The sequence below is a fragment of the Lysinibacillus sp. FJAT-14222 genome, assembly GCF_001278875.1.
Lineage (GTDB): Bacteria > Bacillota > Bacilli > Bacillales_A > Planococcaceae > Lysinibacillus > Lysinibacillus agricola.
Genome location: NZ_LIYL01000064.1, coordinates 44,206 through 64,103 on the forward strand (window position 1 = coordinate 44,206; position 19,898 = coordinate 64,103).

Consider the following 19,898-nt stretch of genomic DNA (forward strand, 5'->3'; position numbering starts at 1 on the left):
AGGAAACAATTCACTCTATATAAGGTCATCGCCATAACGTGCGGTTGATTTCCGTTCCGACTAGGGGCGTCCGATGAGGGCTCACTCCTAAATTGAGCAGAGCCCTGCTTTTATGTTCGTTATATACGGTCTTCCTCACGAATGTCTGCTAGCGGAACAAAAATTTCAATATGGCGCTTTAGATTTTCAAATGTTGCAGGTGCGTCCCCACCATACTCACCATCTAAGTTTAAATGTACTTCGTCTTCAGTAGACACTTTTACAACACTTGCCTTTTTATAAATTACACGATCATCATTCAAATGCTCGCCCCTTAATGCCATTGCGGCAAGCTGAATAAATTCAGGTAGGCTCACTTTTTTCAATACTAATAAAGTAAAGTAGCCATCATTAATACTTGCGTCTGGTGCAAGCTTTTCAAAGCCACCTACTGAATTTGTTAAGCCACATAAAAACATCATAGCATCCCCATCAAACACTTCACCATCATATTCGATACGCATATGGGAAGCTTTGATCGATGGGATCATTTCCACTGCTTTTAAGTAATAAGCTAACTGTCCTAACATTGTTTTCATTTTACTTGGCACTTCGTAGGTTAACTCTGTAATGCGTCCACCAGCAGCAATATTGATGAAATAGCGTTCCCCATTTAATAAACCAACATCAACTGGCAACGTCTCACCTTTAGTAATGATCTCAACGGCAGCATCAATATTTCGAGGAATATGCACAGCACGGGCAAAATCATTCGTTGTGCCCATCGGAATTAGGCCAACTTTCGGACGGTTTTCAAATGGACTCACACCTGAAACAACTTCATTTAATGTGCCATCTCCACCAACTGCAATGATTATATCAAAGCCACGTTCTACTGCATCCTTTGCTGCCATGGTTGCATCGCCTTCACCAGTTGTTGCGTGACAAGATGTTTCATAGCCTGCTACCTCTAATTTTTCCAATACTTCTGGTAGATGCTTTTTAAACACTTCACGTCCAGATGTAGGATTATAAATGATTCTTGCTCGTTTCATAACATACCTTCCTGCTTCATAAGATTCTATTTCTTTCAACGAATTATCCGTTTAAATGTTGCATTGAATTTCTATTAGTCAACAAGAGACAAAGCATGTCCTAAACAAAATTCTCTGACATGCAGCCATGTGATCTACAATTATTGCAATGCAGCTGTTACTTGCTTTTTAAAGTCCTCATAAACAAATGTCCAATATGATTTATTGGTAATATTCTCTTCACGAATTTCTACATATAACGCCTTTTGCGCATCTTCAAATGTAGGATCTTCTTTATCAGGTAAGCTAGCTCGTTTACTCACTACTAGTTCCTGTAATTCTGGTGCACGTGGGCCCCATTTTCCAACAACCTGACCAGCATCATCTAATATAATATAAATTGGAATTGCACGGCCACCGTTTGTTAAATAGCGATCAATTAAGTCTGTATCAGCATCACGTAATACTGTACGCATTTCTAATCCTGCTGTCTCTGCAACTCGGCGAATAATTGGATTGTTTAACATTGCGTCCCCGCACCAATCCTCAGTAATCGTTAAAATTTTTAATTGCTTGCCCTTCAGTAGCTCGATAAAGCCATCGTTCGTTGGCACTTCAAAGCTATCATAAATACGGAAGCTTTCCTCTTTTAACGTCGTCATAGTATCCATATATTGTTGAATCGAAATCGCATCATTGAAATATTGTTGTTCAGTTTTCATCGATTGACCCCCTAAAGTTAAATCATGCTCTATTCTATATTTTGCTATGAATACTCTTTTTAGACAACTATAATGTGCTAAGTTGGTATTTTTTAGTCATATCACCATAAAACCTGGTTGATTTCCGTTCCGACTGGGCGCTTTCTTGATGGCGTCCGCTGAGCCGCTTGGGGCATCAGATGTTCTTTGTGCGAAAGCGCAGCATCAGCAACGGGATTTTGGTCACGAAGGCGTTAACAGGACGCGATGCTTTGTTCCTATACTGGTCAGAGCATTTATCTTGTATAGATGCCCAAAAAAATCTTTAGTATGTATTACTTTTTAAAAATAAAAAGCCAAGAAAACGAATTTGCTCTCTTGGCCTTCTATTGCAATTGCAATTAACGTTTTGCAATTTCTTGTTGTAATAATTTATTGACCATTGGTGGGTTCGCTTGACCTTTAGTTGCTTTCATAATTTGACCAACTAAGAAGCCGATAGCGCGATCCTTACCGTTTTTGAAGTCTTCGATTGATTGTGCATTGTTGTCTAGAACTTCTGTAACGATAGCAAGTAATGCACCTTCATCAGAAATTTGAACTAAACCTTTTGCTTTAACGATCTCTTGTGCAGAACCGCCTTTTTCTACTAATTCAGCAAATACTTTTTTACCGATTTTAGAAGAAATTGTACCATCAGTGATTAATTTCACCATTTCCGCAAGGTTTTCTGGTGTTAATGCAGTATCTTTAAGGTCTTTTTGTTCTGCATTTAAGTATGCAGAAACATCACCCATAAGCCAGTTTGCTGAAAGTTTTGCATCCGCACCTTTAACTACCATAGCCTCGAAGAAGTCTGAGATTTCTTTTGAAATAACAAGAACTCCTGCATCATATGGTGTTAAGCCTAATTCCTCAACATAGCGTTTTTTACGAGCATCTGGAAGCTCTGGAATTTCTGATTTTACTCGCTCTAACCATTCATCATCGATTGATAGACGAACTAAGTCTGGCTCTGGGAAGTAACGATAGTCGTCTGTTCCCTCTTTAATACGCATAAGAATTGTTTTACCTGTTTTTTCATCGAAGCGACGAGTTTCTTGCTCAATTTCCCCACCTGAAAGAAGGACATCTGCTTGGCGTAATTCCTCGTGCTCTAAACCACGGCGAACATAGTTGAAAGAGTTAAGGTTTTTAAGCTCTGTTTTCGTACCGAATTCCTCTTGACCATATGGGCGGATTGAGATGTTGGCATCACAACGTAAAGATCCCTCTTCCATTTTACAGTCTGAAACATCTGCATATTGGATGATTGATTTTACTTTTTCAAGATACGCATACGCTTCGTTTGGTGTGCGAATATCTGGCTCAGAAACGATTTCTACAAGTGGTGTACCTTGACGGTTAAAGTCAACTAAAGAGTGGTCGCCACTGTGAGACAGTTTACCAGCATCTTCTTCCATATGAAGTCGTGTAATACCGATACGTTTTGTGTAACCATCTACTTCGATATCAACCCAGCCGTTTTTACCGATTGGCTTGTCGAATTGAGAAATTTGATAAGCTTTCGGATTATCTGGATAGAAGTAGTTTTTACGGTCAAATTTAGTTTCTTGTTCGATTTCCATGTTTAATGCAAGTGCTGCACGCATTGCGAAATCTACAACATTTTTATTAAGTACAGGAAGGACACCAGGATAGCCTAGGTCGATAACTGTAGTATTTGTATTTGGTTCAGCACCGAAGTGAGCTGGTGCTGGTGAGAAGATTTTTGAGTTTGTTTTTAACTCAACGTGTACTTCTAAACCAATGACTGTTTCAAAGTTCATGTTATTTTCCCTCCCAAATTTGAGGAACTTGTTTATGGAACTCTGTTGCTTGTTCGAAAGCATGAGCTACACGGTAAATTGTTGCTTCATCGAAGTATTTACCGATAATTTGTAAGCCTAATGGTAGACCATTTTCAATACCACATGGGATTGAGATGGCTGGCACACCAGCTAAGTTCATAGGAATCGTTAAAATATCATTTGCATACATCGTCATTGGATCATCGACGTTTTCACCAATTTTAAATGCTGGTGTTGGAGAAGTTGGTCCAATGATTACGTCAAAGTCTTCAAATACTTTGTCATAGTCTGCTTTGATAAGCGTACGTGCTTGTTGAGCTTTTTTGTAGTAAGCATCATACGTACCTGCACTTAGCGAGTAAGTACCAAGCATGATACGACGTTTTACTTCATCGCCAAAGCCTTGTGCACGTGTTTCTTTATAAAGGTCCATCAAATTATTAACATTTTCTGCGCGGAAACCATAACGGATCCCGTCAAAACGAGAAAGGTTAGAAGACGCTTCTGAAGAAGAAAGGATATAGTATGCTGCAAGTGCATATTTCGAATGAGGAAGTGATACTTCTTCTACTGTAGCACCTAAGCCTTTTAATACTTCTAATGCTTCAAGCACTGATTGGCGTGCTGCTTCGCCAACACCTTCACCAAGGAATTCTTTTGGCACAGCGATACGTAAGCCTTTTACGTCACCTGTAAGGGCTGCTGCGTAGTTTGGTACTTCTACGTCTGCAGAAGTTGAATCGTTTGCATCTAATCCTGCAATTGCTTCAAGTAAAAGAGCGTTGTCTTCAACATTACGAGTGATAGGCCCGATTTGATCTAAAGAAGATGCAAAGGCAACTAGACCAAAGCGAGATACACGACCATATGTAGGCTTCATCCCTACAACACCGCAATAAGCTGCTGGTTGACGGATTGAACCACCTGTATCAGAACCAAGTGAAAATGGAACTTCTCCTGCTGCAACTGCTGCTGCAGACGCACCTGAAGATCCACCTGGTACGTGGTTTAAGTTCCATGGATTTTTTGTTGTTTTATAATATGAGTTTTCATTTGAAGAACCCATTGCAAACTCGTCCATGTTTAATTTACCGATAGTAACCATACCGGCTTCACGTAGCTTGTTAACTACTGTTGCATCGTAAATTGGCATAAAGCCTTCTAAAATTTTAGAAGCACAAGTTGTTTCTAAGCCTTCTGTAACGATGTTGTCCTTCACACCGATAGGAAGACCGAAAAGTGGTCCACGCTCTTCAAATGGCACTTTGTCCATTTCTGCTGCTTGTGCAGTTGCTTTTTCTTCGTTTGAAGCAAGGAAAGCTTGTACATCGCCGTCAAGCTTCGCCACACGTTCGTATGCTTCTTTTGTTAAATCAGCGATTGTTAGCTTACCCGCTTTAATGTCAGCTTGTAGCTCCTTTGCTGAACGTTCAAATAACGTCATGAGGAATCCTCCTATGTTTTAGTATTACATGATAGCTGGTACTTTTACTTGACCATCTTCTTGTTCTTTTACGTTTAACATCATTACTTCACGGTCTAAGCCTTTTGTTGCCACATCTTCACGCATTACGTTTACTAGTGGTAAAACGTGAGTTGTTGGTTCAACATTCGTTGTATCTAACTCGTTTAATTGCTCTGCGAAGTCCGTAATTTTACCAAGCTGTTCAGCAAATTTCTCTGCTTCCTCTTCTGTAATTGCAAGACGTGCTAAATTTGCCACGTGCTTAACTTCTTCTTTTGTTAATTTCGCCATTTTTTCACACCTCCGAATACTCATTCCATTCATTGTTTTTGTCGATAACAATAGGGTTGAATAAAGTTAACCATGCAAATAATCATAACATTTTTCATATTAAAAATCACAACTTTCACCAAAAATAAAGAAACTTTCACTACTAGGACGAAGTGTTGTCTTTAGGGACTGTCTTAAGAGTCTTTCATAAGACTTCGCTTTTCATGAGCAGGGCATGGATCGTGTTGCTATGCTCTCTTTTATCCGTCGTTTCGAGGAGTCTATCCATTTTTGCTTTTCTATCCGTCGTTTCGAAAGCTCTTTCCGCCGCTCCAAGAAGTCTATCCGGCGCTTTTGCTTTTCTATCCGTCACTTCATTGAGTCTATCCGGTACTTCGTAGATTCTATCCATTTTTGCGCCTTCTATCCGTCGCTCCGAGAATTCTATCCGCCTATTATTAAATCTCATTTTCCATCCATAAAAAAATAGCCAGCATAAAGCTGACTATTTTTTATTCATAGATATGCACATATGGTTCCTTTTCGTTGGCTTTCTTAATGATTAATGCCATTGGATCGTTCATCGCGGTAACACTTACTTCAACGTTGGTGTTATCGAATTGATTGATAAGAACACCTGTTAAATATTGAGTAAAGCCTGTAATTTCAGCTTGACCGAAGAATTGGATTGGTATTTCGATTTTTAGCTTTTGAATTTTTTTATTTTGATAGAAGCCTGTTCCTATCACACTAGTATAGTTAGAAAAATATTTATCTACATCTTGTTTGAAATTCTTAAAGTTACTGCTATCATCTCGATATACATCCTGTGATTCATCCGTCGGGAACAGTACATACTCTTCATCAATAGCATTCCAATCAGTTACATCATTTTGTCCAGCTTTGGCCACACCATAGTTAAAATACGTCCCTGGAATAATGTCATTGCGAGCCTGCTGCTTGAACAAGCCTACTACAATCGGTACATCTTTTAATTCATCACGAGTTCTTAGGCGAGACACAATCTCCGTAGCCATCTTCTTCCCTTGCTCGACAAGTGCTGCCTCTGAAATTGGTTCCTCATAATATTCCCCATATTTCTCTTTTTGATAATAATAAATAGAGTTTAAGGCAAGTCCTATCGAAATACCGCCTAATTTTACTTTATTATCATCCGTTTTTGTTAAATAATTTTGCTCAACAATATGTGATAAATAGATTGGGGCCTTTGTTGCACGTTCCTCTGGCGTCATCGAGTCCGTCGTTGGAGGATTTAACCCCTCCTTAACTTGTGAACTGCGCTTCAGGTAATTGGTTACTGTACTTTCGGCTAAATATTGCCCTTCTTGGAAGAAGTAGTTTTTTGTATCAAACTCATTTTGAGAAAGACGCATTAAACCTGTTTCAACTTCCTTCATATCATATTTCGTATAAATATTTGAAACTACTAATCCTCTGCTAGCACTTTTTTTATAAGGAGTTAGCGCTCTATAATATGATTCATCAATCTGTATGCTTGGAATAATCGTTGTTTCCGCTTTTTCCTGTTGCGTCTCCTGTGTAAGCTCTGTCTCCTTCTCTTTAGAAGGCACACAGCCGACTAGCATTGCAGCAGCGACAATTGCAGGAATGAGTCGAAATGACTTCATTATTTTAATACTCCTTTACTGATATTCAGATTTTGCTTGACGAATTGTTCATACCTTTCTATGGAAAGGACGGACAATTCATCTTACTTTACTATAATATTTAGATGATCACCATAACGTGTGATTGATTTCCGTTCCGACTGGGCGCTTTGTTGCTGTCGCTACGCTTTCGCACAGATAAAACATTTGCCGCTGTCGCACAGAGCAAAGCTTCCTGGGGGTCTCGGGCCAACATGATGTTGGTCACGAAGGCGTTATCACAGGATGTGATGGTTTTAGCCTTCGTTCCTCTATCGCTGATCCCCAAGGAGTCGCCCAGTCTCCACTCCAATCAATTTATATAAGGTATGCATTTTAACAAATGTCATCCACAACTTTTGGTGATGAACCTGAAAGTATCCATTATTGGACAAGGTTAAATTGTTCGATCAGGCGATCTTCATTCCAAACTTCAATCCCTAACTGCTCGGCTTTTGTTAGTTTAGAACCCGCATCTGCTCCTGCAATGACAAGATCAGTTTTTTTGCTGACACTGCCTGTAACAATACCACCTAACTCTTCTATTTTCGCTTTTGCTTCGTTACGTGTCAATTGCTCAAGTTTACCAGTTAATACAATTGTTTTACCTGCAAAAGGATTATCTCCTACAGCTACCTCTATCTTTTTACCTTTATATGTCATATTGACGCCTACTTCGGCAAGGCGGCCAATGACTGCACATGCATCCTCGTTTGAAAAATACTCGACAAGCGATGAAGCCATCTTATCACCAATCTCATAAATTTCCACTAGCTGCTCCTCTGTTGCTGCCATCACAGCTTCCATCGTTCCAAACTCCTCTGAAACAATTTTCGCTGCCTTTTCACCAACGTGTCGTATACCTAGTCCAATTAGTAAACGTTCCATCGAATTTTCCTTGGAAGCCTGAATAGCATTTACTAAATTCGTCGCTGATTTTTCACCCATACGCTCAAGTTCGACTAGTTGTTCTACAGTTAAGTGATACAAATCAGAGACATCATGAATTAAATCTGCACGTAAAAACTGCTCAACGACCTTATCACCAAGACCATCAATATTCATAGCATTACGCGATACAAAATATTTAATGCTCTCCGCAATTTGTGCAAAACATGCAGGATTTACACAACGTAATGCTACTTCTCCTTCAATACGAATAAGTTCGCTCTCACAAACAGGACAATTTTCGGGCATTACGTAGGGAACTGAGTCCTCAGGGCGCTGCTCCAGTAGTACACCTACAACTTGTGGAATAATGTCTCCGGCTTTTCGGATAATGACTGTATCTCCTAGTCGAATATCTTTATCTCGAATTAAATCCTCATTGTGTAAAGATGCACGTTGAACCGTCGTACCTGCCACTTGAACAGGCGATAAAATAGCAGTTGGTGTAACAACCCCTGTACGCCCAACCGTTAAATCAATATCAAGTAATGTTGTGACTACTTCCTCAGCAGGGAATTTATAAGCAATTGCCCAACGTGGACTCTTTGCCGTATAACCAAGTTCATCCTGCTGTGCATAGCGATCCACCTTAATAACAATACCGTCAATTTCATAGGCTAAATTCGGACGATCTTCAGTCCATTTTTCGATGAATGCTAGTACCTCCTCAATCGTTGAGCAGCGTTGACGCTCTTTATTTGATGGGAAGCCTAGTCCCTCTAAATAATCGAGCATCTCTGCGTGGCCGTCAATACCATATGCCTCACCATCTCCCCCAATTGCATAAATAAAGGTTGATAGCTGACGACTCGCTGCAATTTTAGGGTCTAACTGGCGTAAAGAGCCAGCAGCCGCATTTCGCGGATTAGCAAATAATTCTTCTCCGTTTTCAGTACGTTGGGCATTCAATTTTTCAAATGATTTTTTAGGCATATACGCCTCACCACGTACTTCTATTGCGATCGGTTCCTTTAATCGAAGAGGTATTGCTCGAATCGTTTTTAAATTTGCTGTAATATCTTCCCCTACAACACCGTCTCCTCGCGTTGCCCCTTGTACAAAAACTCCATTTTCGTATTTTAAAGAAATCGCAAGACCATCTATTTTTAACTCGCAAACATAAGAAAAGTTATCACCGATTGCTTGACGCACTTTACGATCAAATTCACGTAAATCTTCTTCATTAAAAGCGTTTGATAGACTTAGCATAGGGTAATCGTGAGTCACTTTTTTAAAGCCCTCTACCACTGCTCCGCCAACACGCTGTGTCGGTGAATCTGGGTAAATTAGTGAAGGATTTGCTTCCTCTAAAGCAATAAGTTCATGTAATAATTGGTCATAAACACTATCTGCTACGACCGGTTTATCCAACACGTAATAGGCGTGACCGTATTCATGCAATAATTTATTTAACTCCGCAATACGCTGTTCTATTTCGTTCATTTAAGTTCCTCCGCTTACGCTTTTTCAATAGGTGCAAACTGTGCCAATAATCGCTTAATGCCAACTGGTTGTGGAAAGGCGATATCTAGCTCCGTACCATCACCCTCACCTTTTACACTGACAACCATACCTGTTCCCCATTTTTTATGGATCGCCTTGTCCCCGGCCTTCCAGCCAAATTGGTCTCCACCGGTTGTTTGTAAACGAGCTGTTGCTGGTTGTGTTTTCTGAATTGCTCCAAGTGTACGTTTTTGGTACCCACCTGCTGAACGATTACTAGAGGCAAACGGAACCTCAGGCTTCGTACCACCTTTGGACATTGATTCTGTAATATCCTCAGAAATTTCACCTAAGAAACGAGAGACATTGTTATAGCTAGAACGACCAAAAATTGTACGACTTTGTGCACTAGTTAAATACAAACGTTCCTCCGCACGTGTGATACCTACGTAAGCGAGACGACGTTCTTCTTCCATTTCATCCATATCATCAAGTGAACGAGAATGTGGGAAGATATTTTCCTCCATTCCAATGATAAAGACCACAGGGAATTCTAAGCCCTTTGCGGCATGCATCGTCATTAAAATAATGTTGCCCTTCGATGTATCCTCTTTATCAAGTGCATCAATATCTGCAATTAGAGCTAAATCTGTTAAAAAGGCAATTAAGCTCTTTTCATCACTACGCTCCTCAAAAGCCTTTGTTACTGATAAAAACTCTTCAATATTTTCTAAGCGACTTTCCGCTTCAATAGTCTTTTCGTTTTGTAGCATTGCACGATAACCTGATTTGTCAATGACTTGCTCTACAATTTCAGTCACAGATAAATATTCTTGCATCTCTGTAAAGCCTTTAATCATCGCATAAAACTGCTCAGCCGAATTAGCAGCCTTCCCTGTTAGACCCATGAATACAAGATCATTCATTGCATCAAAAATAGAGCGATCTTGTTCAATCGCATAGCGCGCCATTTTTTCAAAGGAGGTTGCACCTATACTACGCTTTGGCTCATTGATAATACGTGCAAGTGATAAATCATCATCATTATTGGCAATAAGGCGCAAGTAGGCAAGTAAGTCCTTAATCTCTTTACGATCATAGAACTTAGTACCACCAACTATTTGATAAGCCATATTGGACTTAACAAGCACTTCCTCCATCACACGAGACTGAGCATTTGTACGATAGAGTATCGCAAAGTCATCAAATGAACGATTTTCTTTTTGAATATGCTGTTGGATTGTTTGTACAACGAATTGTGCTTCCTCTTGCTCGTTATACGCTTTGTACAATACGATTTTTTCACCCTCTGCATTTTCTGTACGCAGTTCTTTTGGATAACGTGTTGTATTATTTTGAATGACGTCATTTGCTGCTTGTAGGATGCGTTTTGTTGAACGATAATTTTGCTCAAGCATAATGGCCTTAGCATTCGGATAATCCTTTTCGAATGAAAGAATATTGCCAATGTCCGCACCACGCCAACGATAAATCGATTGGTCTGAATCACCTACAACACAAATATTTTTAAATTTCTTGGCCAGCATCTGAACAAGTAAATATTGAGATTTATTCGTATCTTGATACTCATCCACATGAATATATTGAAATTTATTTTGATAGTATTCAAGCACTTCAGGTACACGCTTGAATAATGTAATAGTTGTCATAATCAAATCATCAAAATCGAGGGATTGATTGCGGCGTAGTCTTTTTTCATAACCTTTATAAACCTGGGCAACCGTTTTTTCGTAAGGATTATTTTCATTGATTTGGCCTGCATAATCATCCGCAGTTATACATTCGTTTTTTGCTGAACTTATTGCATTTAAAATTGCACGTGGTTCAAAACGCTTCGTGTCAATATTTTCATCCTTCATAACATTTTTAATAACGGATAGCTGATCAGTCGAATCTAAAATTGAAAAATTACGTGATATCCCTAGCTGATCAATATTGCGTCGTAAAATTCTCACACACATTGAGTGGAAGGTCGATACCCACATACTATCACCAGTTCCGTTACCAAGAATGCCATCAATACGCTCACGCATTTCACGTGCAGCTTTATTGGTAAATGTGATTGCTAAAATCTTTGATGGGTATACTTCTTTTTCGATTACTAAGTATGCTATACGATGTGTCAATACACGTGTCTTCCCTGATCCAGCCCCCGCCATAATTAGAAGCGGTCCCTCAGTTGTTTTAACCGCATTTTCCTGCTCAGGGTTCATACCTGCTAATAAGTTTTTCGTTAACTGCTCCATTTCGCACCGCCTTACAAACATTTATTTATCAATTATGCCTCGGCATAATTGCGTCCGGAATCGGCTTTGTGCTTGCACAAAGAACTCCTTTCCGATTCCGTGACATCCGCCGGAGGCTTTAACTTCTTTCAGCAGGTGTTTGGACACCTGCTGAAAAAGTTAAATTATATCGTATTTTTAACAGCCTTAACAGTCGCAAGTGCAGCTTTTAAATCTTCGTAAATAATATTACCAACTACTACTGTATCTGCATATTTTGCCATTTCTGCTGCTTGCTTAGCAGATGTAATGCCGCCACCGTAAAACAGTCGCGTATTTTTCAGCTCTTTTTTCACAGCACTTACAACGTCTATATCACCATAAGTTCCGCTATACTCTACATAAAATACAGGTAGTCTAAAGAAATTTTCAGCCATACGTGCGTAAGCTACAACATCATCAATGGATAAATCTGTTTTCGCATTCGTTACTTCTGCTACTTTACAGTCCGGGTTTAAAATACAATAACCTTCAGCTACTAATTCATCCCACACCATAATATCTCCATACTCCTTAATGGCCTCATGGTGTAGATTTTTAATCCACTTTGGATCATCACTATTCAACACAGTTGGAATGAAATAATAGTCATAGCCTGGTGTTACCGAATCAATTGAAGAAATTTCAAGCGCAATTGGTACTTCAAAGCGTCGTACACGAACAAGCAGATCTAATACACCATCTAATGTTACACCGTCTGTTCCACCAACTATAATAACATCTGTACCTGACTCACAAATTCTTTCTAGTGCCTCATCTGAGATGTCTTTAGCTGGGTCTAGTTTGAACACATGTCTCCATTCTAAATAATCCATCTATTTTACCACCTATCATTTTCTATCTATTCGTTTACAAGTATAGCTTATGACTGTCGACAAAAAAATGAAAAAGACTGAGCAGAACCTCTACCCAGCCTCTTTACCTACTATTCTTTTGGTGCTTGAAACGGCTTTTCATCTGGATACAAACGACCTAGCATTTCATCATATGTATCATTCCCGTAATCAAAGCAACGACGTACACGTGAAATAGTTGCAGTACTTGCACCTGTTTCCTTTTTAATGGATTCGTAGGTTTTCTTTAAACGTAGTAAATGCGCAACCTCAAAGCGTTGTGCCAGCGATTGAATTTCACTAATCGTACATAAATCATCAAAAAACTTATAGCATTCTTCGATGTCTTTCAGCTCTAACACTGCTTTAAATAATTGATCTGTTTGATGCCCTCGAATTTTTTCGATTTGCATGCAATTTTCCTCCCTTTAAGGCTGCGTTTTCACCATTGCTTGTAACCCTGGTGAAGTTGGTATGAAATGAACCCAAGACTTCCCTGGTACTAGCTTTACAAGTTCCCCAGACTCTTCTACAGCCATTGGTATTCCATCAATATTAGCCCATTTGACTTCTCTCATATAGCCATTTTGAAATACATACGCATTTCCACCAGAAGTTAAATCAATTTCTTGGCGTCCCTCTTTATCAACAGTTTGATGTTTCATTTCAAAAAATAGAACATTTGCCAATGATAATGTGTCGCCTGTTAACATATCCTTTGTGTCAACGCCAGCCGATTGTCGTCCATAACGATTACTTTGATGATCATACACATACGAATTATGGAAATACTCACTATTTCCGTAGTAAATGTCAACTTGACTTGTTTCAATGCCTATTTTACCACGTTCATCGGGTTCATAAAAAGCCTGACTTACTTTTTCACGGTAAATCATTGAAGCGTCCACTTTTTCAGCTCCATTTAAGATATTTTCAGGCGTAATATACGAGTTGTGTGGAGCAACACGATCTTTTGAACGTTTAAAAAGTGTACCATCATAATCCATACCATTTATATTGTCGACTACATTATTACTAAGCATTGATTTTGCTTCTGGGCTATAGCCATGTGCTACGTAAAATGCATCGAAGCCTTTCGCAAGATCAACAAAATAAGATCGAGCACTACGAACAGGCCCTATATTTTCTGGCAGTTCACTTTGATAGACTGCTAAAAAACGAGTTACATTGCCTTCTGCCAACATTTCATAAATGATATCTGCCGCAGCCAATCCTGATTGTGGACGTGCTTCAGGATGATTATTAATTGTGACCATAATCGGGCGTTGTGTGATTTCTTCCTTAACAGCCTCGCCTGTTAACGGAGCAACTTCCGACCCTTCTTGAACAGACTCTCCAATAGCAGATTCTTCGTCAACTTTTTTCGTATCGTCTTCCTTCACTTCCGATGAATCTTTTGAACATCCTCCTATCAATAAGGTACTAAAAGCCATGGCAATAAATAGTTTCTTTGATTTGAACACAAGCATTACTCTCCTTTAATCAACTACATTTAACTGTAATTCTGGCTATACCATAGGGAAACTTCAACTAGCGCATCACTGCTGGTAATAATAACTTATTCTTCATAACATCAAAAATCCCTTTTGGTGTGATACGGATATATGGTAAATGTGTAGATTGTAAGAATAATAAAGAATAAATTGCATCTCCTAAGTGGTAACCACGTTCCGCTAATGCTTGTTTTAAGAACTTCTCTTTTTCTGATAGCTCCTTAACATCCCCATCATATAAAAGACCACCAATAGTTAATGGTACAGTTGCAATTACTTCACCCTTTTCAACAAGTACAATCCCACCACGCATTGCCTTCATTTCTTCAAAAGCTGTAATCATATCATCTTTATTTTTTCCGATCAGCAAGATATCGCCTGTATTCGAATAAGAGGAGGCAAAACCTTGAACACTAGTAGCAAAACCTTTAATCATCGTGTTAACATGCCATTTGCCATCTCTATTGATGAGCATTAAATAGCATTCATCATGATCTGCAAGTTGCCCTTCTCTAGTAATTAATGAGTTATATGGTTTCGTAATAACATCATTTACTAGCTCAATTCCAAACGGCATCGAGAACTGAAAGTCATGAGAAGTTAATGAAAAATCTAAATCAAATGCCGGTAACGCTGAATAGTCAATTTCAGCAAGCCTTTGTACTCGCTCTCCATCGCGTTTTAACCAAACTCCTTTTGATAATACACTCTCAGGAACTGGGTGCCATTCATCTTGTAAAATATTAAGTGAGGCAAATCGGCCAGTTGCGATAAAACCATGTAAGCTGGACATATTATAATAACGTGCCACATTGTAGGAAGCCATTTGATAAGCATCTATTGGTGCTACACCTGCATCTAAGGCTACTTGAATACATTTATCCATCACACCATCCTCATGAAAAGATGGTGGCGAGCCATCTGTTGTCATCATTAAATGGTCAAAAATAGGTAGCTCTTTTTCGACTATTCCCTTTAATAGATTTGGTAAATCTGGACGTATTGAAGAATGACGCAGCGTTACCGCGTATCCTTGCATAATGCGTCGTTCCACTTCTTCCACTGTCATAGCTTCATGATCACCATCTGCACCAAGTAGCTTCATACGCGCTAAAGTTCGTTCTGATGCGCCAGGGAAGTGCCCCTCTATTTTTTTCCCGTAGCCCTTAGCCATTTGCATACGATAGAGCATTTGGTCATCTCCATGTAACAACCTTGGCCAGCCCGTTAATTCTCCTCCAAGTAAAACATCATCTCGTTCTAACCATTCTAAAATGGACGTATTAGAAAAAATTTCTTCCTCCTGTTCCATTTCAGTTTGCGAATCAAAACGTGTCCACCAGTAAAAGGAAAACGGTAGCTTTTTCAAATTATCTAATATTGAAAACGCTTTCTTATTTTCTAAAGATAAAACGAAGCTTAAATTATCAGAAATAAAAGTTGTAGTTCCTAGCTGTCCACAAAAATCAGCAAAAGATTGTGGATGGTATAATTGGAACGGATGAACATGTGGCTCAATATATCCTGGGACAATTGTTTTATTCGTACAATCTACCACTTCTGTCCCTTCTAATAACGGAGGCATTCTATCACCAGCATAGACAATACGTTCTCCTAAAATCCAAATGTTTCCTACTACCCACTGTTTGAGCATGCTATGTAAATAACGTGCATTTTTTAATACAATATCCGGTGCATTTTTGCCATCAACTACAGCCAATTGTTGGCGTAATTCTGTAATTCTCCATACTGGATCCATTCTATTCGCCCCTTCCTAAATTGCGTAAAATTTCATTGTGTAAATCTAACTTATAATCACATACTAGTACTGCATAAACGCTTATTTTCATAAAAATAGTGCTTTATGCAATCATCTTGTTTCAATCGTAACACAGCACTTTCATAAAGCAAAGTGCACCCCGCTTTATTTTTTCCACAATGACTAAAGGAGGAAATTATGATGCAAGAAACTAATTTAAGCGAACAAAATGCCTTCTGTCGCTTTGCCATGGGTACAAGTTTAACGGCATTTGGTATCGCTAGGGTCTCAAGAAATCCTAATTGTATGAGAGGTCGATTGATGATTGCATTTGGTGCCATGAAAATGGCTGAGGGTATCTTTAAGTATTGCCCAACTAAAGCTTTACTGAGCTCTAATATGCAGAGTGCTATGAACAGCAACAACAATAACACTTCTATGCAAAGTATGCTCAGTGGCCAAAATTCTATGTCATCTGAACAAATCGATAAACTCATGAAGGATTTCTCCTCTGCTATTTCTGGAACTATGTCAGGATCAAATGCAACTGCTTCAAAGCAATCTGACTCCAGCACTTCAAATCAAAATTCCTCAGACAGTAAAAATTCTGCAAATCAAGCACAAAATCCTTCTTAGTCAAAGGAGCCGTCTCAATTGTATTATTGAGACGGCTCTCACCCTTTTTAATCATAGTGACCATCACCATAGCGAGGGGTTGATTTCCGTTCCGGCTGGGCGCTTTCCTGGGGGCGTTCGATGAGCCGCTTCGCTTCGCTGCAGGGTCTCATCTGAAACGCTATTCCCCGAGGAGTCGCCCAGCCTCCACTCCAATCAACTATTTGCAAAGCATACATTTTAACAAAATGTCATCTCTAAATTACGATGATGGACCAAAATTTATTAGAAACACTTGTATGGCAGATTACTACAACGAGGGTTGATTTACGTTCGGCTCATTTAATCAGTCACTACTTAAACGTACGCCAGCCGATATCTTTGCGGTAGAAGAAATTGTTCCATTCTTCAGTTGCAATACCTGCGTATACTTTTTCTTGTGCTTCTTTTAAAGTAGCTGCCTTTGCGCCAACCAATAATATTCGGCCACCATTACCAACAAAGTTCTCATCTACAAACTTTGTACCCGCATGGAATACCGCGTGTGAAGCTGATAGTGCCTCTAAGTTAGGTAATGCATGTCCTTTTTCAACGTCCCCTGGATAGCCTTCAGCGGCAATTACTACGCCTAGCATTGCTTCATCAGACCATTGCAAATCAAATGGCGTTTCTTCCATTAATGCTGTCATAAATGCACCAAAGTCAGATGCCATACGTGGTAAAACTACTTGTGTTTCTGGATCACCAAAGCGTGCATTAAACTCAATCACTTTCGGACCATTTTTCGTTAAAATCAATCCTGCATATAGTATCCCTGTAAACGATACACCATCTGTCTCCATACCTTTCACAGTTGGTTCAACAATCGTCTTATAAGTAACATCTACTACTTCTTGAGAAATTTGAGGCACTGGGGAATAGGCTCCCATACCACCTGTGTTCGGTCCTTTATCGCCATCATAAGCACGTTTATGGTCTTGAGCAATGACCATTGGATAAATCTGACCTTTATGGACAAACGACATGAAGGAGAATTCTTCTCCATCCAGGAATTCTTCAATGACCACTCGAGAAGATGATTCACCATAACGTTGGTTACCGATCATATCCTTTACAGCTTCAACGGCTTCTTCTTCAGTCATTGCTACAACTACACCTTTACCAGCTGCTAAACCATCTGCCTTGATAACGATTGGAGCACCTTGCTCTTTAATATAGGCAATAGCCTTATCTGCTTCAGTAAATGTTTCATGGGCTGCTGTTGGGATATGATACTTATTCATAATATCCTTAGCGTATGATTTACTGCTTTCGATTTGTGCTGCTTCCTTTGTTGGACCAAATATTCGTAAGCCACGAGCCGTAAAGAAATCCACGATTCCTTCAGCAAGTAGTTGCTCAGGCCCAACAAAGGTTAAATCTACCTCATTTTCTTTAGCGAATTGTGCCAAGCCTGCAAAATCCATTGCATCAATCGCCACAACTTCTGCATCTCCTCGCATGCCATCATTACCAGGTGCTACAAATACTTTATTGACAGATGGTGAAATACTAAATTGTTTGGCGATAGCATGCTCACGACCGCCGCTTCCAATGACTAATACTTTCATTTTAGGGAATCCTCCTCTTTGTGCATAAGACCGAGATGAGCCAACATCTCGGTCTAGTTTTTGGATATTTTAGTGTTTGAAATGACGTACGCCAGTGAATACCATTGCGATGCCGTATTCATTAGCTTTATCGATTGAATCCTGATCTTTTATAGAGCCGCCTGGTTGAATAATTGCTGTAATACCAGCTGCCGCAGCTGCTTCCACTGTATCGCTCATTGGGAAGAATGCATCTGATGCTAATGCTGCGCCTTTTGCCTTTTCGCCTGCTTGTTCAAATGCGATTTTAGCTGCTCCGACACGGTTCATTTGACCAGCACCAACACCAAGTGTCATTTGAGAATCTGTAACGACGATAGCATTAGATTTAACGTGCTTCACAACTGCCCAGCCAAGCTGTAACGCTTCCCATTCTTGTGTTGTCGGTTCGCGGTCCGTGACAACTTTAATATCTGCATCGGCAAAGCCGTAGCGATCTGGTTCTTGCACAAGAAGGCCACCTTCAACTGATACAACATTGAATTTGTCTTGTATTGCTTGCTCGAAAGGAATTATTAGTAAGCGAATATTTTTCTTTTTCGTTAAAATATCAAGTGCTTCTTGAGAGAAAGCTGGTGCAATAATAATTTCTAAAAAGATATGGCTTAATTTTTCAGCAGTTGCTGCATCTACTTCCATATTTAAAGCAATAATGCCGCCGAAAATAGACGTTGAATCTGCCTCATATGCTTTATCAAACGCTTCTTCTAATGTTGCACCCGTTCCAACACCACAAGGATTCATGTGCTTTACAGCTACTGCTGCAGGCATTTCAAACTCTTTGACAATTTGTAATGCTGCATTCCCATCTTGAATATTGTTGTATGATAATTCTTTACCATGTAATTGCGTAGCATAAGCTAATGAAAAATCTGAGCCTAGACGTTTTTGATAGAACGCTGCTTTTTGATGAGGATTTTCACCATAGCGTAAGTTTTGTTTTAATTCATATGTCATTGTTAAGCTCTCTGGGAACTCTTCTTCTGTTAAGTAGTTTGAGATATATGAATCATAAGCGGCTGTGTGACGGAAAACTTTTGCAGCTAACTTGCGACGTGTTTCAATTGTCGTTACACCATTTGCTTTCAGTTCCTCTAATACGTTCGTATAGTCATTGCTATCCACAATTACTGTTACATATTGATGGTTTTTTGCTGCAGAACGTAACATTGTTGGACCACCGATATCAATATTTTCGATCGCATCATCCCATGTTACATTAGGCTTTGAAATTGTTTCAACGAACGGGTAAAGATTGACACAAACAATCTCAATTGGCTCAATTCCATGCTCATTCATTTGTGCTTGATGAGAAGTATCGTCAAACTTTCCTAATAGTCCACCGTGAATCATAGGGTTTAAAGTTTTTACACGGCCATCTAAAATTTCAGGGAATTTAGTTACTTCATCGACTGCTGTTACAGCAACATTATTGTCTTGTAACATTTTTTTCGTACCACCAGTTGATAAAATTTCATAACCTAATGCTACTAGTTCTTTTGCAAATTCTAAAATACCATCTTTATTGGAAACACTGATTAATGCACGTTTTGTCACAACAATATCCTCCTAATTTTTACGATCATCACCAAAACGTGTGGTTGATTTCCGTTCCGACTGGGCGCTTTGTAGCTGACGCTTCGCTTTCGCGCAGAGCAGAGCTTCCTGGGGGCGTCCGATGAGCCGCTTCGCTTCGCTGCAGGGTCTCGGGCCAACACGATGTTGGTCACGAAGGCGTTATCACAGGATGTGATGGTTTTAGCCTTCGTTCCTCTATCGCTAATCCCCAAGGAGTCGCCCAGCCTCCACTCCAATCAACTTATTTACATAGTAGACGTTTTAACAAAAGTTACCCACAACTTTTG

At 39.5% G+C, this 19,898-nt stretch carries 16 protein-coding genes; 1 reads left to right on the forward strand and 15 read right to left on the reverse strand.

Annotation, left to right across the window (positions count from 1 at the left end):
• Nucleotides 1–119: 119 nt before the first annotated feature.
• From AN161_RS25895 to AN161_RS25955, 13 genes are all read right to left on the reverse strand, one after another.
• A complete protein-coding gene (locus AN161_RS25895) occupies nucleotides 120–1,034 on the reverse strand; it encodes a diacylglycerol kinase (protein ID WP_053597191.1) in 915 nt (304 codons plus the stop codon).
• A 140-nt stretch (nucleotides 1,035–1,174) separates the two neighbouring features.
• Nucleotides 1,175–1,735, reverse strand: a complete 561-nt coding sequence (locus tag AN161_RS25900; protein WP_053597192.1) for a thioredoxin family protein — start codon at nucleotides 1,733–1,735, stop codon at nucleotides 1,175–1,177.
• A 380-nt stretch (nucleotides 1,736–2,115) separates the two neighbouring features.
• Nucleotides 2,116–3,543 carry an Asp-tRNA(Asn)/Glu-tRNA(Gln) amidotransferase subunit GatB gene (gene gatB / locus AN161_RS25905; protein ID WP_053597193.1) on the reverse strand — a complete coding sequence of 476 codons (1,428 nt, stop codon included), beginning with the start codon at nucleotides 3,541–3,543 and terminating at the stop codon, nucleotides 2,116–2,118.
• 1 nt (nucleotide 3,544) lies between these two features.
• Nucleotides 3,545–5,008, reverse strand: a complete 1,464-nt coding sequence (gene gatA, locus AN161_RS25910) for an Asp-tRNA(Asn)/Glu-tRNA(Gln) amidotransferase subunit GatA (RefSeq protein WP_053597194.1) — start codon at nucleotides 5,006–5,008, stop codon at nucleotides 3,545–3,547.
• 24 nt (nucleotides 5,009–5,032) lie between these two features.
• Nucleotides 5,033–5,320 (reverse strand): Asp-tRNA(Asn)/Glu-tRNA(Gln) amidotransferase subunit GatC, encoded by a 288-nt coding sequence (gene gatC, locus AN161_RS25915; RefSeq protein WP_010857153.1) that lies wholly within the window; start codon nucleotides 5,318–5,320, stop codon nucleotides 5,033–5,035.
• A 184-nt stretch (nucleotides 5,321–5,504) separates the two neighbouring features.
• A complete protein-coding gene (locus tag AN161_RS25920) occupies nucleotides 5,505–5,711 on the reverse strand; it encodes a hypothetical protein (protein ID WP_053597195.1) in 207 nt (68 codons plus the stop codon).
• A gap of 100 nt (nucleotides 5,712–5,811) precedes the next feature.
• The gene (locus tag AN161_RS25925) at nucleotides 5,812–6,948 is read right to left on the reverse strand and encodes a CamS family sex pheromone protein (protein WP_053597196.1); all 1,137 of its coding nucleotides are present in this window, start codon (nucleotides 6,946–6,948) and stop codon (nucleotides 5,812–5,814) included.
• Nucleotides 6,949–7,350: 402 nt separating this feature from the next.
• Nucleotides 7,351–9,357: an NAD-dependent DNA ligase LigA gene (ligA, locus tag AN161_RS25930; RefSeq protein ID WP_053597197.1), complete on the reverse strand. Its 2,007-nt coding sequence runs from the start codon at nucleotides 9,355–9,357 to the stop codon at nucleotides 7,351–7,353.
• 14 nt (nucleotides 9,358–9,371) lie between these two features.
• The gene (pcrA, locus tag AN161_RS25935; RefSeq protein ID WP_053597198.1) at nucleotides 9,372–11,624 is read right to left on the reverse strand and encodes a DNA helicase PcrA; all 2,253 of its coding nucleotides are present in this window, start codon (nucleotides 11,622–11,624) and stop codon (nucleotides 9,372–9,374) included.
• A 164-nt stretch (nucleotides 11,625–11,788) separates the two neighbouring features.
• Nucleotides 11,789–12,478, reverse strand: coding sequence for a heptaprenylglyceryl phosphate synthase (locus AN161_RS25940; RefSeq protein ID WP_053597199.1), 690 nt, complete (start codon nucleotides 12,476–12,478; stop codon nucleotides 11,789–11,791).
• A gap of 110 nt (nucleotides 12,479–12,588) precedes the next feature.
• Nucleotides 12,589–12,909, reverse strand: a complete 321-nt coding sequence (locus AN161_RS25945; protein ID WP_004225717.1) for a YerC/YecD family TrpR-related protein — start codon at nucleotides 12,907–12,909, stop codon at nucleotides 12,589–12,591.
• A 15-nt stretch (nucleotides 12,910–12,924) separates the two neighbouring features.
• Complete coding sequence (locus tag AN161_RS25950; RefSeq protein ID WP_082340445.1) at nucleotides 12,925–13,980, reverse strand: DUF3048 domain-containing protein; 1,056 nt, start codon at nucleotides 13,978–13,980, stop codon at nucleotides 12,925–12,927.
• A 67-nt stretch (nucleotides 13,981–14,047) separates the two neighbouring features.
• Nucleotides 14,048–15,769 (reverse strand): adenine deaminase C-terminal domain-containing protein, encoded by a 1,722-nt coding sequence (locus AN161_RS25955; RefSeq protein WP_053597200.1) that lies wholly within the window; start codon nucleotides 15,767–15,769, stop codon nucleotides 14,048–14,050.
• 198 nt (nucleotides 15,770–15,967) lie between these two features.
• Here AN161_RS25955 and AN161_RS25960 point away from each other — a divergent pair, with 198 nt between their 5' ends.
• A complete protein-coding gene (locus tag AN161_RS25960) occupies nucleotides 15,968–16,405 on the forward strand; it encodes a YgaP-like transmembrane domain (protein ID WP_053597201.1) in 438 nt (145 codons plus the stop codon).
• A gap of 332 nt (nucleotides 16,406–16,737) precedes the next feature.
• Here the strand turns inward: AN161_RS25960 and purD are convergent, their stop codons facing one another.
• Nucleotides 16,738–17,994, reverse strand: a complete 1,257-nt coding sequence (gene purD, locus AN161_RS25965) for a phosphoribosylamine--glycine ligase (protein WP_053597202.1) — start codon at nucleotides 17,992–17,994, stop codon at nucleotides 16,738–16,740.
• A 69-nt stretch (nucleotides 17,995–18,063) separates the two neighbouring features.
• Nucleotides 18,064–19,590, reverse strand: a complete 1,527-nt coding sequence (gene purH, locus AN161_RS25970) for a bifunctional phosphoribosylaminoimidazolecarboxamide formyltransferase/IMP cyclohydrolase (protein WP_053597203.1) — start codon at nucleotides 19,588–19,590, stop codon at nucleotides 18,064–18,066.
• Nucleotides 19,591–19,898 lie beyond the last annotated feature (308 nt).

What these genes read in the sequence shown, in the direction of transcription:
- AN161_RS25895 (WP_053597191.1), bottom strand. Translation starts at nt 1,034, where the DNA reads ATGAAACGAGCAAGAATCATTTATAATCCTACATCTGGACGTGAAGTG.
- AN161_RS25900 (WP_053597192.1), bottom strand. Translation starts at nt 1,735, where the DNA reads ATGAAAACTGAACAACAATATTTCAATGATGCGATTTCGATTCAACAA.
- gatB (WP_053597193.1), bottom strand. Translation starts at nt 3,543, where the DNA reads ATGAACTTTGAAACAGTCATTGGTTTAGAAGTACACGTTGAGTTAAAA.
- gatA (WP_053597194.1), bottom strand. Translation starts at nt 5,008, where the DNA reads ATGACGTTATTTGAACGTTCAGCAAAGGAGCTACAAGCTGACATTAAA.
- gatC (WP_010857153.1), bottom strand. Translation starts at nt 5,320, where the DNA reads ATGGCGAAATTAACAAAAGAAGAAGTTAAGCACGTGGCAAATTTAGCA.
- AN161_RS25920 (WP_053597195.1), bottom strand. Translation starts at nt 5,711, where the DNA reads ATGGATAGAATCTACGAAGTACCGGATAGACTCAATGAAGTGACGGAT.
- AN161_RS25925 (WP_053597196.1), bottom strand. Translation starts at nt 6,948, where the DNA reads ATGAAGTCATTTCGACTCATTCCTGCAATTGTCGCTGCTGCAATGCTA.
- ligA (WP_053597197.1), bottom strand. Translation starts at nt 9,357, where the DNA reads ATGAACGAAATAGAACAGCGTATTGCGGAGTTAAATAAATTATTGCAT.
- pcrA (WP_053597198.1), bottom strand. Translation starts at nt 11,624, where the DNA reads ATGGAGCAGTTAACGAAAAACTTATTAGCAGGTATGAACCCTGAGCAG.
- AN161_RS25940 (WP_053597199.1), bottom strand. Translation starts at nt 12,478, where the DNA reads ATGGATTATTTAGAATGGAGACATGTGTTCAAACTAGACCCAGCTAAA.
- AN161_RS25945 (WP_004225717.1), bottom strand. Translation starts at nt 12,909, where the DNA reads ATGCAAATCGAAAAAATTCGAGGGCATCAAACAGATCAATTATTTAAA.
- AN161_RS25955 (WP_053597200.1), bottom strand. Translation starts at nt 15,769, where the DNA reads ATGGATCCAGTATGGAGAATTACAGAATTACGCCAACAATTGGCTGTA.
- AN161_RS25960 (WP_053597201.1), top strand. Translation starts at nt 15,968, where the DNA reads ATGATGCAAGAAACTAATTTAAGCGAACAAAATGCCTTCTGTCGCTTT.
- purD (WP_053597202.1), bottom strand. Translation starts at nt 17,994, where the DNA reads ATGAAAGTATTAGTCATTGGAAGCGGCGGTCGTGAGCATGCTATCGCC.